Origin of the sequence: Parahoeflea alexandrii, from assembly GCF_027214025.1 — a bacterium.
GTDB classification, from domain to species: Bacteria; Pseudomonadota; Alphaproteobacteria; order Rhizobiales; family Rhizobiaceae; genus Hoeflea; species Hoeflea alexandrii_A.
The window spans coordinates 926,233-941,189 of sequence record NZ_JAPWHB010000001.1; the positions used below are offsets into that span (position 1 = coordinate 926,233).

Below are 14,957 nucleotides of genomic sequence, written 5' to 3' on the forward strand. Positions count from 1 at the left end.
CCGGACCGCGCCCTCTCAGACGCGGTCCGGGCCGCAATCTGTCGGATCAGGACAGCGCGCGCTTCAATGCCGGGATGCGCGAGAGCACCAGCAGATCGAGAGCCATCACCGTCAGCAGGGTGAGCCCCGCCATCGGGAAGGCCAGCGAGACGGCGAGGGCGACCACCGTGGCGCCCTGCCAGAGCGGCATGTCGCGCGGCAGGGGCGGCGCGGAGAGGCGCAAGCCGCCTGCCCGGCGTTTCCACCACATCACCACGCCGCTTGCGCACAGGAACAGCACCGACAGGCAGACGACCGTGTTGGCGAGCACGCTCCACAGGCCCATGGTACCCATATGCAGGGCAATGCCGACGGCCATGGCCTTGCCGGCGAGCGAATAGTCGTCGTAACGGACGTCGGCGAGGATGTTGCCGGTGTAGCGGTCGACATGGACGGTGCGGTCCGACATCGGATCGGTACTGTCGGTGCTCATCGAATCGCGGCTGAACGTGTAGACGCCGGTTTCGCCGGCGGGAACGTTCATCTGGTAACGGCCTTCAAAGCCGATCGCGCGGGCCAGCTTATCCATCGTGTCGATGCTGACCTCGGTTCCTTCGGGCAGGCCTGCCGCCCCGGCCTGGCTGCCCGATGCCGGCATCGGGGTCTGCTCCAGCGCCCAGGGGACTTCCTTCGGGCCATGGTTCATGCTGGCGTGGATGTCGTCGGACAAGGGCACATTGTCCCATTTCTCCGCCGGGAACTGGCTCCAGGCCTGCACCATCTTCTCGCCCCAGACACCGGCCCAGGAGAGGCCGGAGACGAGGAAGAACACCAGGAACAGCGAGATCCAGAAGCCGAGCACGCCGTGCAGCGAGCGCCACAGCACGCGACCGCCACGGGCGAACGAGGGGACGAGGACCGCGCGCCACCCCGCATTCCGCGGCCACCACATGTAGAGCCCGGTGGCAATCAGCACCATGCCGAGCGAGGCTGCGATCTCGATCATCCGGTCGCCGGTGACGCCGAGCATGAGGCTGCCATGCACATTGTCGAAGAAATCATACCAGCCGCTGCGGCGGGGAAACTCCGCCAGAACGGTGGCGCGGTACGGATCGACGGCGATCATTGTCGCCTGATCGCCGAGATCGACCCGGAAGATCGCGGCAAGGTCGGCTGCGCGCGGGGCGACATATTGTACGAGCGTGCCGCCGGGAATGGCCGCCAGCGCCGCATCGGCCTGCACCGAGACGGCCTGCGCAACCGCTTGCGGCTGAACGGCAATGCGCTCGCCGTCACGGCCGTCGAGATAGGCGATCCAGGCCATGGCCATGCCGGTGATGGCAAGCACGGCGAAGAAGGGGATGACATAGAGCCCGGCATAGAAATGCCAGCGCCATGCCGCGAGATAGAGTTTGCTGGTGCTGGCAGGCACAGCGGCCTGCGCCGGCGCACCGGACGAATCGATCGAGACCATCAGTCTCTCCTCTGACTAGAATTGCTATGAATTTCTGGTGTCAGAGAAGGACAGGCGGCGCCCGCGCATGACGACCGGACTCGATCCTGCCGGAGCGGAGGATGGCTTGTTCGAAGGCAACGGCGCGCACGCGGGGGAACGCCAGCGGCTCGACCGCCGCGGCCGCGGAGGGCAGTGCGGCGGCATGGATCTGCATCGACCAGTCGCAGGGCGAGTGCCCGCGATCTCCGGCCGGATCGCCGTCATCGCCCAGCGCGACCGTCTCGAAGCCGGTCGCTGTGCAGATGATGATCTCCATGCCCTGATCCGAAAACCGCGGCATGGTGTGGACCGAGAAGAACGAGAACATCAGCAACGGAACGAACAGGGCCGCAAAGACCAGTCGTCTCAAATCCAGCGCTCTGAGTGCTTCCATCATGCCAGACTCTCTAGCCAATATCCGGTGCGGGATATAGCGGAAATTTCCAGAGAGCCAGTATATTAGCCAGCCAGCAAAGACATGGCCCTGGCCCGGCGCCAACGGGTGCGCAGCCCTCTCTCACGCAAACGGTGTCCCCGCCCCGGACCGGCTCAGGTGTGGTGCAGGCGGTGGAGCCGGGATCACTGCTCCTGCCAGGAAGCCTGGGTGGCGGTCAGCGTCTGCCCTTCCGGTCGGGATGGCAGCGCGATCAGGCTGGTGCCGCCGCCCGGCCCCGCGTGCTGGGCGGACGTGCCCGCCAGCTTGTGGGACACGTGGCCGAACTGTTGCTTGAGTGCGCTGCCGACGGTTGCAGCGCCGGTGAGAAGCGCCATGGAGAGGATCGACGCTATCAGAGCGTATTCGATCGCTGTAGCGCCGGACTCGCAGTCGGCGGCGCGGGTGCAGAGTACCTTCATCATGGAGGTCCCTTTCAAAACATTGTGCACGCGTCCGATCTATCATTGATCAGAGCCGGTCGATCATTGACCTGGCACGGCAAAGTTGCACACAACCTGTTTCAAAACCGTTGACGATGTGGGTTAACAATGTGCCGGGATGGCACAGCAGTTCCATTATGGGAGATAGGGGCCATCCGGCAGGCGTGGCCGGCGCACACCGACGCCGCCCGGAGGATGCTCCCGGCGGCGTCAACGCGTTGCATCTGCCCAGCTATTGGCGGCAATCCACCGCCGTTACATCCGCCGGATCTTCATCAGCTCCGCGCCGTTGGCAGCCTTGAAGGTCACGGTGCGGCCTTCGCGGACAATGATCCTGCTGGTCGTGAGCGCCCGGCGAAGGCCATCCTCCGCCGCGGTTTCGCCCCGGCCGGCGCACCGCATCTTGGTTTGCATCACCTGCCCGTCGGGCTGGACACGGCCATTGCGGACCGTGATGCGGGTGGAATGACTGTTGCAGCCGATCGTGGCGCTGACCCGGCCGCGATCATCAAGCCCCAGGCGCGCGCGCGCCGCCATCTGCTGGCCGAGTTGAACCAGGAAACCGTTGTCGGCGGCAATGTGGGTGATGCGGTAGTTGCCAACAATGTCGCCCAGATCGACGCCGCCCGGCTGGCTCGCGTTCTGCCCGGCCGCACGTGCATCGACGAAGCGGAAGGTTTCCCATCCGGAAGCGCGCTCGGATACGGCTGCCAGATGCGAGCGTTTGCCAACGCCGGCGCGGACGAATTTGCCGTTCTGGACCGACCGCAGCGCGACGTGGCGTCCGTTGACCCCCATCATCTCGAAGGTTTCCCAGCCCCTGATATGCGGGCTGCCCGCGGCCAGAAAGGTTCCCTGTCCGACCCCCGCGCGGACAAAGCTGCCGGTGGCTAAATCGCGAAACGCGATCCTGTTGCCTTCCAGCCGGACCGTGTCGAGGCGGCTGGCGCTCTGGACGTCCGCGGCGGCGGCGGCAAGCGTGCCGCCGACGATCGTGACATATTTGCCGGACTGGACCGACTCGAGATAGATTTCCTCAGCCTTCGCCATTGCCTGGCCGGCGACGAGAAAACCGAGAGCGAAAAAGCTGCGAAGGATGTTTTTCATGGCCGGAACCCCTTGTTGACCATTGAGCGATGCCCTGTTGTGCCGCCACTCGATTGAACCGGCCTTGAACGGCAAATTCATCCGGCATTCATCGGAGCTTGCCGGCTCGCATGATGCATGAGGAAATCACAATGGCCAAGAGCGCAAGTGAGCCGGTGGCGCCGGCACCGGCTCTCGATGCGCTGCAGTTGATTTCACGGGCGCGCCCTGCCCTCAGCGGCTGTCTCAGCGACCGGGCGCGGTATCGGCCTTGCCTGCCAGCTCAGCTTGCCAGCGCGACCGGGCCGGGCTGCGGTCACCGCGGACAAACCAGCGGCTGCCTACCGGCGCGGTCGGTGGTGCGGGCACACGGGCAGCTTCGAACATGGCATTGGCGATCAGGTTGAACATGGCTCTCTCCTGCGGCGTCTGTTGCGATGGGAAAAGCCTACGCCTCGCTCTACATTCAACAAATCGAAATATTTTGCCCTTTATGTTGAATTTTTCTGAATACGAATGTGGACCGTGATGCTGCCGATGCTCGAGCGGGGCGAGAGCGATATCCTGCTTGCCACCCACAGCTCGGACCAGGTCAAGGGCCGGATCGCGCGCTACGAGCCGCTGCACTGGGTCGCAGCCCCCGACTATCTCGACGACCCCGAGCAGCGGCTGAAGCCGGCGCTGTTTCCGAATGGCTGCGCGGTGCGGCAGGCGGGGCTCGCAGCACTCGAACAGCTCGAACGGCCCTGGCGCATCACCTGCTCGACCCGCAGCGTCGACCTGATCGAGCAAACCGTGCTCAACGGCTCGGCAGTCTCGGTGATGGAAGCCTCGATCATTTCCGAAACTTTACGCGTCCTCGACGGCCAGCCAGGCTTCCCGCCGCTGCCGGAAATCGCCATGAGCGTGCACTACCACAAGGCAGCCTGCGGGCCGCATGTGGGGATTTTTGCGGATTATCTGGTGGGGGAGTTGGGGCGGAGAAGGGGGTAGAGATATTTCCGAAATACTTCGAATATCCTCGTCTTTGATACAACCCCGCAATGACCTAGACAACAATGCCGCCTTGTATACAAGAGCGCACCCTAAAAGCCCGATTACACTGAACGCTCCAAAATCAAAACGCACCGTTACTCAGCTTGTTTCCAAAATTTGATACCGTCGCCCTAGCACCGAAATAAAGCAAAATATCTCTCTACATAATTTTTTGACAAACCTTCTAAATATATAATATTTTAAAAATACATATAATAACTTCCACTCATGCAAATAAACACATTAATATTTTCCATTATCGCCTATAAGCGAATTCAAAAAATGTTTTTATATATATAAATAGGTACTTGCACATTCCATAAAACCCCTTTCCATATGTCAAATCTATCTTCAATCCTTTCAATCTGCACAAATCAATAAGTATATCACGTATACATGGAATTATATCTCCCCTCATAATAAATTCAGACATGTTCCTCGAATTAAACTGAACGCTAATCATATCTTTGTGTTCAAGCGGCTTATCTTTCCCTGTGAGGCTTCTCATTTCTTCAAAAGTGGCATCATACTTACAATAACCGGCAAGGGCTACTTGAAACAAGCTCTTTACAAAAAACACTTGATACACAATCAATTCACCCAACATTGGATCTTCAGGCTTTATTCCAAGCTCCTCATCAGCACCACGCCGAAAACAATTGGATATGGTTACACTTCCACGCCCATAAACAGAATGCGTTACATCAAACTGCGAAAATGCCTCATCGATAGATGAGTCGAATTTTCCAGCATGATCTAAACTGCTATTCGCGTTCGCCGAGCGACGAACAAGAGTTATCTCTCTACCCTCGTCGGTAAACACAAATGCGTTGATCGCAAGACCGGGAATTAGAGGAAAATATTTTCTATTAATGATTCCAAATCCGTCTTCGTCATTGTACTTGACTCCATCAGATGAAATAACACCTTCTTCTAGAAGCTCAAGCGCAACCCTACTCATAACGCACTGGGTAAAATAATCTGTTCTGTAAAGCGAAATATCAATTTTCGGACTTTCTAGATTTCCAATTCTATCGAAATTGATAGAACGCAATCCAAACCCCTTTCCGTTAAAATTTCTTCCCTTCTCTTTGAAATAAAATAGTTTCGCCTCGATCTCGCAAGCTCTAGAAATACGCTCGCGTATATCTGAAATCTCTGTTATTCGCTCCAATTCCGAAATTTCCGACTTCCCAAACACTTCATCGTTCGATGTATTGAAATCTTCAAGTGAAAAGGAAACAGAATTGTCCTGAAATTCATCGACAACATGACCCGGAAATTTCAAACGAAAGACCTGACCAGAATCACGTATTGACTTGTAATCATACTCGAAACCATTCGAATTGTACTCATCTTGGTCTGCGCCAGCTATATCTAGAATTATTGTATCTGTATCATTCGGAAAATAACTTTCACTCCACCTTATGTACGCTTTTCTTCTTACGTACTTGAAATATCTAGGGACGCGTAAAAACAAAACGGTAACAACATAACCCAAAATGAGCGCTATCGTGTAACCAATAGCTTCTTCTCTAATATTATTTATTAGATCATAAAATGCTGATTTAATTTCCATTGAATTTCCGATCTGAGAACCAGTGTATTCTTTTCATCTTATTTTCAAACAATCTAAATATATATTCATGGATATCGTCTACTTTTATCACTCATCAAGAAACCACATGCACAACCTATATTATCAACCTATATTATCAACCTATATTATACTGCGGAACCCACAGCATAATATCGGCCATATTAAGCGACCAATCTAGAATTGATGCCCTATCCCACCCGCTCCACAAACCCGTCCAGCACCCGTTTCTGCCCGGCCTTGTCGAAATCAATCGTGAGCTTGTTGCCGTCGATCGACGCAATATTGCCGTTGCCGAACTTGAGGTGGAAGACGCGGTCGCCGACCGAGTAGGCGGACGTCGTGCCGGTGGACTTGGCGACGAGTTCGCCTTCGATCGTGGAGCCGCGCGGGCCGGATTCGCCATAGGCGATGCGTTCAACGGCGTGGCCGGAGCGGGTGCCCCAGTTGTCGCGGGCGGCGTCGGTCTTGTTGGCCTGGGCGCGTTTCCAGCCCGGCGTGTTGTAGTTGCCGGCAAAGGGCTCGGCCTTGTCGAAGCGCGAGGCGCCGTACGGGCCGCCGGAATGGCCTGACGCGCCGAAGCGCCCGCCGCGGCCATAGCCGCCGAAGCCGGTGTCCATTTCGGCCACCTCGACATGGGCCTCGGGCAGTTCATCGAGAAAGCGCGAGGGCAGCGTCGATTGCCACAGGCCGTGGATGCGGCGGTTGGAGACGAACCAGATGTGGCAGAAGAGTTTGGCGCGGGTGAGCCCGACATAGGCGAGACGGCGCTCTTCCTCCAGCCCTGACCGGCCGCCCTCGTCGAGCGCGCGCTGGTGCGGGAACAGGCCTTCCTCCCAGCCGGGCAGAAACACGGTCTCGAATTCCAGCCCCTTGGCCGAGTGCAGCGTCATGATCGAGACGGCGTCGAGATCGGGGTTCTTTTCAGCATCCATGACCAGCGCTACTTCCTCAAGGAAGGCAGGCAACGATTCACGGCCGGAAATGGTCTCAACCAGTTCCTTCAGGTTCTCAAGCCGGGTCGGCGCGTCAGCGGCGCGGTCGTTCTGCCACATCTCAGTATAGCCGGATTCCTCGAGAATGGTTTCCGCCAGTTCATGCGCAGGCGTCGTTTCGAGCATCGTCTGCCAGCGTGTGAACATCTCGACCACGTCGGTCAGCGACTTGCGCTGCTTGGGCTTGAGTTCATCGGTGAGGATCAGGTCGCGCGCGGCGGCGAGCATGGGGATGCCGCGGGCGCGGGCGGCGTTGTGGATCTGGTGTACAGCCGCATCGCCCAGACTGCGCTTGGGGACATTGACGATGCGCTCGAAGGCGAGATCGTCGGCGGGCTGACTGACGACGCGGAAGAACGCCATCGCATCGCGGATTTCCTGGCGCTCGTAGAAGCGCGGGCCGCCGATGACGCGGTAGTTCAGGCCGAGCGTGACGAAGCGCTCCTCGAACTCGCGCATCTGGAACGAGGCGCGGACCAGGATCGCCATGTTGTTCAAGGCCCGGCCCTTGATCTGCGCCTGCTCGATCTCCTCGCCGATGGCGCGGGCCTCTTCCTCCGAATCCCAGGCGGCGTGGACCATCACCCGCTCGTGCTCGGGATCGGACTGCTCGGTGAACAGGGTCTTGCCGAGACGGCCCTCATTGTGGGCGATCAGGTGGCCAGCAGCGCCGAGGATATGCTCGGTCGAGCGGTAGTTGCGCTCGAGCCGGATGACTTTCGCACCGGGAAAATCCTTCTCGAAGCGCAGGATGTTTTCGACTTCCGCGCCGCGCCAGCCATAGATCGACTGGTCGTCATCGCCGACGCAGCAGATGTTGGGCCGTTCGCCGGCGGGCCGCTGGGCGAGCAACCTCAGCCACATGTATTGGGCGGTGTTGGTGTCCTGGTACTCGTCGACAAGAATGAAGCGGAATTTCTGCTGGTAGTCCTTCAGCACATCCGGGTTGGCGCGGAACATGCGGATCGGCAGGCAGAGCAGATCGCCGAAATCCACCGCGTTCAGGGTCTGCAGCCGATCCTGGTAGGCCTGGTAGAGCGCCCTGCCCTTGCCGTTGGCGAAGCCGCGGCTGTCGCCTTCGGGGATGTCGGCGGGGCCGTAGCCCTTGTTCTTCCAGCCGTCGATCAGATTGGCGAACTGCCGCGCCGGCCAGCGCTTGTCGTCGATGCCCTCGGCCTGGATCAGCTGCTTGCAGAGCCGGATGACGTCGTCGGTGTCCAAAATGGTGAAATCGGAACGCAGGTTTGCGAGTTCCGCATGGCGGCGGAGCAGCTTGACGCCGATCGAGTGGAAGGTGCCCATCCAGGGCATGCCCTCGACCGCGCCGCCGACGAGCACGCCGACGCGCTCCTTCATCTCGCGCGCCGCCTTGTTGGTAAACGTCACCGAGAGGATCTGCGAGGGATAGGCGAGGCCCAGATTGAGGATATGGGCGATGCGGGTGGTCAGAACCCTTGTCTTGCCTGTGCCGGCGCCGGCCAGAACCAGCACCGGTCCCTCGATGGATTCGACCGCATCGGCCTGCTCGGGGTTGAGGCCCGCGAGATAGTTCGGCGTGGGACGCGATGCGTTGCGCGCAGCCATGGCGCGCGCGGCAATCCCGCCGCCCGAGGGGGCAGCAGCCGGGGCGCGGGGTGCTGGATCTTCGTCGCCGAAAAACGGGATATCGTCATCTGGTCTGTTCATACCCCGTGAATGTAGTGATTCGGGGCGGAAAGACCAGCGTTCGCGGTTTATTCCGAGGTTCAGGACGGTCCGCGCGGCAAATTCACGGTTGCCATCGGCGCGGGATCCGACGAAGATCGCCGCACGGCCCGATGCTGCCGGCAATCCGCACCCGAAAGGGCATGGCGAAAGCACCATCTTCTTCGACCGGTTTCATCCTTGATGGCGAAACCGTCAGTAACGCGGATACTGACCCGGATTTCGCCGTTGATAGGGATAGAGACCATCATGCGTACATATCTGGACTCAAAAGCCATGGCGAAAGCCATGCGCGAGCGGTTGGCCGAGAAAGGCATCGACCTCCCCCACGGCGAGGCGCTGGAAATCGTCGCCCGGCAGTTCGGGCTGGAGACCTGGAACATTCTTTCAGCCCGGATCGATGCGGCAGCCGAGGAGAAGACCGAAACCGGCTTGTGGTTCGAGGGGGCGACGCCGATCTTCCGCATCTTCGACGTCGACAAGGCGCGCGAATACTATCTCGGGTTCCTCGGCATGAAAGTGGATTGGGAGCATCGCTTCGAACCCGACCTGCCGCTCTACATGCAGGTCTCGCGCGGCGGGCTGAAGCTGCATCTGAGCGAGCATTCGGGCGACGCCACGCCCGGCGCCAATGCCGTCGTCTTCACAAGCGGGGTCGCAACGCTTCATGCGGAACTCGCCGCCAAGAACTACAGCTACAACCGGCCGGGGCTTCAGGAGCAGGATTGGGGCCTGGAAATGCAGGTGATCGACCCGTTCGGCAACCGCATGCGCTTCATCGAACGCGACGACGGATAATACCGCTTGAGCGCACCGGCGTTTCGCCATCCGCCTTCGCGGCGCTATCGCGAGGGCGGGGATTTCGCTAGATATCGGTTGAACCGGAGACCGCCGCCGCATGGATCACAAGCAATTCCTCGCCAGCCTTTCGCCCGAGCAATGCCGCGAGCTGACCGAGACATCGGATGCGGCAGGGCTTAAGCAACTGGCGGTTCACCTGGGCGCGATCGCGGTGCTCGCGGCGCTGATCCTGGCGCGGGTTCCGTTCTGGCCGGTGCTGATGCTTCCGCTGGGGATCCTGCTCGTCTTCCTGTTCACGCTGCTGCACGAGGCCTGCCACTCGACCCCGTTCCGCTCGCGCTGGCTCAATGCGGCGGCGGCGCATCTGAGCGGCTATGTCATCTTGCTGCCGCCGCGCTGGTTCCGCTATTTCCACTTCGCCCATCACCGCTACACCCAGATTCCGGGCAAGGACCCGGAATTGGCCTCGCCCAAGCCCGAAACCTGGGCTGAGTACCTGCTCTATGTCTCGGGCATCCCGGTCTGGATCGATCATCTTGGCACCATCCTGCGCCATGCCGCCGGGCGCTGCGCGGATGAGTTCGTGCCGCAAGGCAAGCGCTCGATGGTGCGCAACGAGGCATGGGCAATGATCGGCGTCTACGCGCTCCTGCTTGCAGGCAGCCTGGCGCTCGGCAGCACGGCGCTCCTGTTCGTCTGGCTGATCCCGATGGCGCTCGGCCAGCCGTTTCTCCGGCTCTACCTGCTGGCCGAGCATGGCCGCTGCGCCCATGTCGCCAACATGCTGGAGAATTCGCGCACCACCTTGACCAACCGGCTGGTGCGGCGGCTCGCCTGGAACATGCCCTATCATGCCGAACATCATTCCTATCCGACGGTGCCGTTCCACAAGCTGCCGGCGCTGCACAAGCTGACAGCGCAGCACCTCGTGGTCACGGAAAAGGGCTATTCAAGCTTTCACGCCCGGTATGCGCCCGCCATGAATGGCAGCGATGCGGCGGCTGAGTGAAGGGACAGTCTGCTTTTCTCGTCGGGGCTTCACGGCAAACTGACGTTTCAACTACAGGAAAAGTAGACTGACCCCGTCATTGGTCATTGGAGCTGCGGCCCTACATTCGGCGCGGCTTGTTGCCTGCGCTCTCGGCGGATACCAGCATCTGAGGCATGCGCGAGCGGCGGTGCTGCAGGGCCACGACCTTGTAGCCGCCGGCCTTGAGCTGCGCGAGAAGCGAGGGCAGCATCGCGGCGGTACGGCCATGGATATCATGCATCAGGATGATGCCCTTTCGCTTGGCCCGGACCCTGGCCATGGTGTTGGCGGCGATCGTCCCGGGGCTGAGCTTGAAATAGTCCTTGGAGTCGATGTCGACATCGAGGATCACCTGGCCGCGATCGGCAACCGCACGGCGCAGCGCACCGGTGTCGGCCAGATAGGGGAAACGGAAGAAGCCGACCTCGGTGCCGGTCACCCGGGCAACCGCGGCATTGCCGTTGTCGATGTCGGTGAGCGCGCGCGAGGTGCCGGCGCTTGCGAGGTTGGCATGGTTGAAGGTGTGGCCGCCGATGGAATGTCCCTGCCCGACCACCCTTTTGGCTATCGCCGGATAGTTACTCGCCATCTGACCGACCATCAGGAAGGTGGCCTTGACGCCATATTGCCTGAGCGTCGCCAGCACCTGGTCGGTCTTGCCGGGGATCGGTCCGTCGTCGAAGGTCAGGATGACTTCCTTGTCGGCCAGCTTGATTTCGGAGATCGAAGAGACTTTCAGGGTGCGTCCGGCGAGCGAACCGAAGCTTTTGCGGCCCGGCGCATTGCGGAAGGCGGCAAAGGCCGGATCCTCCTCGTCACTCGCTTGCTCGCTACCCGGCAGCGACGGCTTTCCGGCAACCGGGACGTAGGCTGTCCGGGCAGAGTTCGGACCGGTGGGAGGTTTCGAGGCACAGCCGGCCATGGCCAGGCACGACAGGACGCAAACAAGGGCAAGACGCGAGACCATGGCACACTCAACTTGAAACAGTGACGATGCCAGACTTTCGCGGATTATGGTTAACCGAGCGTTGACGCGGTTTCTGTTTGCGCGCCTGAGGCGAGACCGGCGTTAATGGCCCTGCGCGAGTTGAGCGGGATCAATAGCCCTCGTAACTTGCCTCAGTGAAGGAAATTTGCGCGCTCAGCCACAGCACTTCTTGCATTTCTTGCCCGAGCCGCAGGGGCACGGGTCGTTGCGGCCGACGCCGGCTGCGCGCGGGGCCGCGGCCTCGTCGAGCCGGTCCCAGTAGAGCCAGCGGCCCTCGATGCGGCGGAAGCGCGAGGTCTCGCGCAACTCGCCCCCGGCGCCATTGTGGCTGTAGCGGGCAATGAAGCTCACCGTTCCCTCGTCATCGACCGCCCTGCCCTTGCGGGTCCCCGATATCTCGAGCCCGAGCCAGCGTGTGCCCAGTTGAGACCGCTCCGCCTCCTTGAGGTCAAAGGCCGCTGCGGCCTGGCCGGCGCAGGTGGCCGCGATGTAATCGAGCCGCCCCAGCGCATAGGCCGCATAGCGCGACCGCATCAGCGCCTCCGCCGTCGGCGCGGGTTCGCCTGCATGAAAGCGGCCGCAGCAGGCATAGAGGTCGAGCGCGGAACCGCAGGGGCACGGGGGCATGGGGGGCATCCTCGATCGGTTGGCAAAAATCGGAGCTTCAGCCCCGGTAAGGGAAATCCGGCATCACGTCGAGAATACCGAGGTGGCGCATGCTCTCCTTGTCGAACTTCCCCGACACGGAGAGCTGGGCGAAGCCGTGCACCAGGCTCCACAGCATCATCTGGGCGCGCAGGCCGGCGCCGGGTTGATCGGACTTGTCCCAGTCGAGCCCCTCGGCGGCATCGCGAAGAACGAGAAAACTGGCGCCGACCTGCGCCTGCAATTCCGGATCGTTCTTGTTGGTCTTGTCCCTGGCGAACATCAGCTCGTAGAGCGCCGGGTTGGCGACGGCAAACGCCACGTATCCCTCGAAGGCCGCGTTTCTACGTTCGGTGCGGGACGCGCCCTCGCGCAGGTTGCGCTGCATGTAGACGCCCAGTTCCTGATAGCCGCGCGCGGCGATGGCCGAGAGCAGGCCTGCCAGATTGCCGAAATGGTTCTTCGGCGCGGTGTGGCTGACACCTGCCCGTTCGGCGCAATTCCTCAGCGACAGGCCGGCCAGTCCTGTTTCCGCCAGAATATCCAGCCCGGAGGCGATCAGCGCTTCCTTGAGATTGCCGTGGTGATAGGTTTTCGCTTTTGTCATCGCCAGCTTATCCACCAAAATGTTTCCACTGTAAATATCTCCTTGACAGGCCGCATTGCCGCAGGCATGAATATTTCCATTGGAAACATTCACTCTTGGGACGCGCTCATGTCGAACCGCAAGCCTCCGGTCACAAAGCATTACACGGAATTGGTCAAGACCTTCCCCTCGATGAAGGGCAAGACGGTGATGATCACCGGATCGACGTCGGGCATGGGCCTGATCCTGGCCGAGACCTGCGGCAGCCTCGGCGCCAGGGTGGTCATGCTCAACCGTGCGTCCGAGCGTGCCGAGAAGGCGTTGAAGAGCCTGACCGGGAAAGGCATCGACGCGTCGCTCGTGGCTTGCGATCTTCTGGATTTCGCCAGCGTCCGCGCGGCCGGCGCCACCCTGCGCGCTGAATTCGGAGACAGCGGTTGCGATGTGCTGTGCAACAATGCCGGGATCATGGGGACGCCGGACCGGGCCACCGTTGACGGTTTCGACGAGCAGATGCAGGCCAATCACCTGTCGCACTTCCTTCTCACCCACGAAATCTGGCCGCTCCTCGAAAAGGCCGCCGGGCTGCGCGGCGAGGCCCGCGTGGTCAATCACTCCTCCGGGGCCAGGAACCGGCCGAGCCGGCCGCTGATGGCAAAATACCTTGAGCCCAATGGCGGCAATCTCGGCGGCGACGGGTTCCCCGGTTTCGACAAGTGGGTGCGCTACCAGCAGAGCAAGCTTGCCAACCTGATGTTCACCTATGCGCTCGACGAGCACGCCAAACAGCGCGACGGCAACAGGGTCAAGATCCTGTGCGCCCACCCCGGCCCGGCCGACAGCGGGCTTCAGTCCAAGACCACCCGGGCGGGCGGCGACCGCTGGCTTGACCGCTACATTCTCTGGTCAACGCTCAAGATCGCGCAATCGGTGGAGGACGGGACTTGCGGCATCGCAAGGTGCTCGTGCGCGCCCGGCGTCGAAAGCGGTTCCTTCTACGGGCCGGATCCAAAGACCCGCATCGGCCCTGCCCTCCTTCTCGCCCCCGAACGCAACCCGGATGCCGAAAAGCTGCTGTGGGAGAAAAGCATGCAGGCAACCGGGCTGACGGATTTCTTCGGCTGACGAGGTGCCCTGCAGCCATCCGCCCTCAGAACCAGCCCTTGCGCTTGAACCAGAGATAGGGGCCGAGCGCCGAGACCGCCATCACCGTCAGCGCGATCGGGTAGGCCCAGGGCTGGCTCAGTTCCGGCATGTCCTGGAAGTTCATGCCGTAGACGGTGCCGATGAAGGTGGGCGGCAGGAAGATCATCGCCGCCACCGAAAGCACCTTCATCACCTGGTTCTGCTGCACCGAGATCAAACCGAGTGCTGCATCGAGCAGGAAGACGATGTTTTCGGAAATGAAATCGGCATGCTCGGACAGCGACTGCACGTCGCCGGACAGCGAACGGCAGCGCTGCTTGAGCGTCTTGTCGCCCATGATTTCGGGCAGGGTCTGCAGGAAGCTCGACACGCGGGCAAACGACATCAGGCTTTCGCGCACCTTGGCCACCGTGCGCTGGTGGCTGGCGATCACGCCGAGCGTCGCTTCGAGGTCGCGGGTCACGGCCTCGGGATTGCTGGCGGCACCGCGCGAGAACACCTCGGTGGAAAGCGCATCGATGCGCCGCGAGCGGTGCTCGAGAACCTCGGCGCTGCGGTCGATCATCGCTTCGAGCAGGCGGGTCATCAGGTCGTGTGCGCTGGCGGTAGCGATCTCGCGGTGGGCAAGCTCACGGTGGGCGCCCGCGGCAAACATGGTGAAGGCCTTGGGTTCGCCGTAGCGGATGGTGACCAGCCGGTTGCCTGTCAGCACGAAGCCGATATCGGTGATCTCGGCGAAATCGCTGTCGGCCTTCCAGACCACGCTCGCGGTAAGATAGACCGCTCCGTTCTCGATGTAGAGCCGGCTCGAGGGCTCGATGTCGCGCAGTTCGTCGCGGCTCGGTACCTCGACGCCGATCAACGCCTCGACCTGCGCCTCTTCCGGCGGCGTCGGGTGCAGCATGTCGATCCAGCACACCGTTGCCGGCAGCGCCGCATCCTCGGTTTCCGGAGTGTCAAGACAAACGCCCTGACCGTCGTAAAGCCGGATCAT

15 protein-coding genes are annotated in these 14,957 nt (G+C 61.0%); 4 read left to right on the top strand and 11 right to left on the bottom strand.

The genetic code is table 11. The features are described 5' to 3' along the window. Nucleotides 1-46: 46 nt before the first annotated feature. The 5 genes from O4H62_RS04595 to O4H62_RS04615 all read right to left on the bottom strand — a co-directional run bounded on the left by O4H62_RS04595 (nucleotide 47) and on the right by O4H62_RS04615 (nucleotide 3,847). Nucleotides 47-1,453, bottom strand: coding sequence for a PepSY-associated TM helix domain-containing protein (locus O4H62_RS04595; RefSeq protein ID WP_269385941.1), 1,407 nt, complete (start codon nucleotides 1,451-1,453; stop codon nucleotides 47-49). A gap of 40 nt (nucleotides 1,454-1,493) precedes the next feature. Then, nucleotides 1,494-1,871 carry a hypothetical protein gene (locus tag O4H62_RS04600; protein WP_269385942.1) on the bottom strand — a complete coding sequence of 126 codons (378 nt, stop codon included), beginning with the start codon at nucleotides 1,869-1,871 and terminating at the stop codon, nucleotides 1,494-1,496. A gap of 182 nt (nucleotides 1,872-2,053) precedes the next feature. Next, nucleotides 2,054-2,332 carry a Flp family type IVb pilin gene (locus O4H62_RS26430; RefSeq protein WP_331284445.1) on the bottom strand — a complete coding sequence of 93 codons (279 nt, stop codon included), beginning with the start codon at nucleotides 2,330-2,332 and terminating at the stop codon, nucleotides 2,054-2,056. Nucleotides 2,333-2,605: 273 nt separating this feature from the next. Continuing rightward, a complete protein-coding gene (locus O4H62_RS04610; protein ID WP_269385943.1) occupies nucleotides 2,606-3,457 on the bottom strand; it encodes an META domain-containing protein in 852 nt (283 codons plus the stop codon). Between the two features lie 225 nt (nucleotides 3,458-3,682). Beyond that, complete coding sequence (locus O4H62_RS04615) at nucleotides 3,683-3,847, bottom strand: hypothetical protein (RefSeq protein WP_269385944.1); 165 nt, start codon at nucleotides 3,845-3,847, stop codon at nucleotides 3,683-3,685. A gap of 105 nt (nucleotides 3,848-3,952) precedes the next feature. On the opposite strand from O4H62_RS04615, the gene O4H62_RS04620 reads away from it, so the two are divergent. Beyond that, nucleotides 3,953-4,429, top strand: a complete 477-nt coding sequence (locus tag O4H62_RS04620; protein WP_269385945.1) for a LysR substrate-binding domain-containing protein — start codon at nucleotides 3,953-3,955, stop codon at nucleotides 4,427-4,429. Nucleotides 4,430-4,727: 298 nt separating this feature from the next. Here O4H62_RS04620 and O4H62_RS04625 read toward each other — a convergent pair whose 3' ends face one another. Together O4H62_RS04625 and O4H62_RS04630 are read right to left on the bottom strand one after the other, a co-directional pair. Continuing rightward, nucleotides 4,728-6,050 carry a hypothetical protein gene (locus tag O4H62_RS04625; RefSeq protein WP_269385946.1) on the bottom strand — a complete coding sequence of 441 codons (1,323 nt, stop codon included), beginning with the start codon at nucleotides 6,048-6,050 and terminating at the stop codon, nucleotides 4,728-4,730. Between the two features lie 209 nt (nucleotides 6,051-6,259). Then, nucleotides 6,260-8,749, bottom strand: coding sequence for an ATP-dependent helicase (locus O4H62_RS04630; protein ID WP_269385947.1), 2,490 nt, complete (start codon nucleotides 8,747-8,749; stop codon nucleotides 6,260-6,262). Nucleotides 8,750-9,016: 267 nt separating this feature from the next. Here O4H62_RS04630 and O4H62_RS04635 point away from each other — a divergent pair, with 267 nt between their 5' ends. After that, entirely contained in the window at nucleotides 9,017-9,565 is a 549-nt protein-coding gene (locus O4H62_RS04635; protein WP_269385948.1) for a glyoxalase superfamily protein, read from the top strand. 100 nt (nucleotides 9,566-9,665) lie between these two features. Continuing rightward, complete coding sequence (locus tag O4H62_RS04640; RefSeq protein ID WP_269385949.1) at nucleotides 9,666-10,577, top strand: fatty acid desaturase; 912 nt, start codon at nucleotides 9,666-9,668, stop codon at nucleotides 10,575-10,577. A gap of 100 nt (nucleotides 10,578-10,677) precedes the next feature. Here O4H62_RS04640 and O4H62_RS04645 read toward each other — a convergent pair whose 3' ends face one another. The 3 genes from O4H62_RS04645 to O4H62_RS04655 all read right to left on the bottom strand — a co-directional run bounded on the left by O4H62_RS04645 (nucleotide 10,678) and on the right by O4H62_RS04655 (nucleotide 12,838). Further along, complete coding sequence (locus O4H62_RS04645; RefSeq protein WP_269385950.1) at nucleotides 10,678-11,565, bottom strand: polysaccharide deacetylase family protein; 888 nt, start codon at nucleotides 11,563-11,565, stop codon at nucleotides 10,678-10,680. A 174-nt stretch (nucleotides 11,566-11,739) separates the two neighbouring features. After that, nucleotides 11,740-12,213 (bottom strand): YchJ family protein, encoded by a 474-nt coding sequence (locus tag O4H62_RS04650; RefSeq protein WP_269385951.1) that lies wholly within the window; start codon nucleotides 12,211-12,213, stop codon nucleotides 11,740-11,742. A gap of 37 nt (nucleotides 12,214-12,250) precedes the next feature. Continuing rightward, a complete protein-coding gene (locus O4H62_RS04655) occupies nucleotides 12,251-12,838 on the bottom strand; it encodes a TetR/AcrR family transcriptional regulator (RefSeq protein WP_269385952.1) in 588 nt (195 codons plus the stop codon). Nucleotides 12,839-12,946: 108 nt separating this feature from the next. Here O4H62_RS04655 and O4H62_RS04660 point away from each other — a divergent pair, with 108 nt between their 5' ends. Continuing rightward, nucleotides 12,947-13,942 carry an SDR family NAD(P)-dependent oxidoreductase gene (locus O4H62_RS04660; protein ID WP_269385953.1) on the top strand — a complete coding sequence of 332 codons (996 nt, stop codon included), beginning with the start codon at nucleotides 12,947-12,949 and terminating at the stop codon, nucleotides 13,940-13,942. Between the two features lie 25 nt (nucleotides 13,943-13,967). Here O4H62_RS04660 and O4H62_RS04665 read toward each other — a convergent pair whose 3' ends face one another. Continuing rightward, nucleotides 13,968-14,957, bottom strand: a complete 990-nt coding sequence (locus O4H62_RS04665) for a magnesium transporter CorA family protein (protein ID WP_269385954.1) — start codon at nucleotides 14,955-14,957, stop codon at nucleotides 13,968-13,970.

What these genes read in the sequence shown, in the direction of transcription:
- O4H62_RS04595 (WP_269385941.1), bottom strand. Translation starts at nt 1,453, where the DNA reads ATGGTCTCGATCGATTCGTCCGGTGCGCCGGCGCAGGCCGCTGTGCCT.
- O4H62_RS04600 (WP_269385942.1), bottom strand. Translation starts at nt 1,871, where the DNA reads ATGATGGAAGCACTCAGAGCGCTGGATTTGAGACGACTGGTCTTTGCG.
- O4H62_RS26430 (WP_331284445.1), bottom strand. Translation starts at nt 2,332, where the DNA reads ATGATGAAGGTACTCTGCACCCGCGCCGCCGACTGCGAGTCCGGCGCT.
- O4H62_RS04610 (WP_269385943.1), bottom strand. Translation starts at nt 3,457, where the DNA reads ATGAAAAACATCCTTCGCAGCTTTTTCGCTCTCGGTTTTCTCGTCGCC.
- O4H62_RS04615 (WP_269385944.1), bottom strand. Translation starts at nt 3,847, where the DNA reads ATGTTCAACCTGATCGCCAATGCCATGTTCGAAGCTGCCCGTGTGCCC.
- O4H62_RS04620 (WP_269385945.1), top strand. Translation starts at nt 3,953, where the DNA reads ATGTGGACCGTGATGCTGCCGATGCTCGAGCGGGGCGAGAGCGATATC.
- O4H62_RS04625 (WP_269385946.1), bottom strand. Translation starts at nt 6,050, where the DNA reads ATGGAAATTAAATCAGCATTTTATGATCTAATAAATAATATTAGAGAA.
- O4H62_RS04630 (WP_269385947.1), bottom strand. Translation starts at nt 8,749, where the DNA reads ATGAACAGACCAGATGACGATATCCCGTTTTTCGGCGACGAAGATCCA.
- O4H62_RS04635 (WP_269385948.1), top strand. Translation starts at nt 9,017, where the DNA reads ATGCGTACATATCTGGACTCAAAAGCCATGGCGAAAGCCATGCGCGAG.
- O4H62_RS04640 (WP_269385949.1), top strand. Translation starts at nt 9,666, where the DNA reads ATGGATCACAAGCAATTCCTCGCCAGCCTTTCGCCCGAGCAATGCCGC.
- O4H62_RS04645 (WP_269385950.1), bottom strand. Translation starts at nt 11,565, where the DNA reads ATGGTCTCGCGTCTTGCCCTTGTTTGCGTCCTGTCGTGCCTGGCCATG.
- O4H62_RS04650 (WP_269385951.1), bottom strand. Translation starts at nt 12,213, where the DNA reads ATGCCCCCGTGCCCCTGCGGTTCCGCGCTCGACCTCTATGCCTGCTGC.
- O4H62_RS04655 (WP_269385952.1), bottom strand. Translation starts at nt 12,838, where the DNA reads ATGACAAAAGCGAAAACCTATCACCACGGCAATCTCAAGGAAGCGCTG.
- O4H62_RS04660 (WP_269385953.1), top strand. Translation starts at nt 12,947, where the DNA reads ATGTCGAACCGCAAGCCTCCGGTCACAAAGCATTACACGGAATTGGTC.
- O4H62_RS04665 (WP_269385954.1), bottom strand. Translation starts at nt 14,957, where the DNA reads ATGATCCGGCTTTACGACGGTCAGGGCGTTTGTCTTGACACTCCGGAA.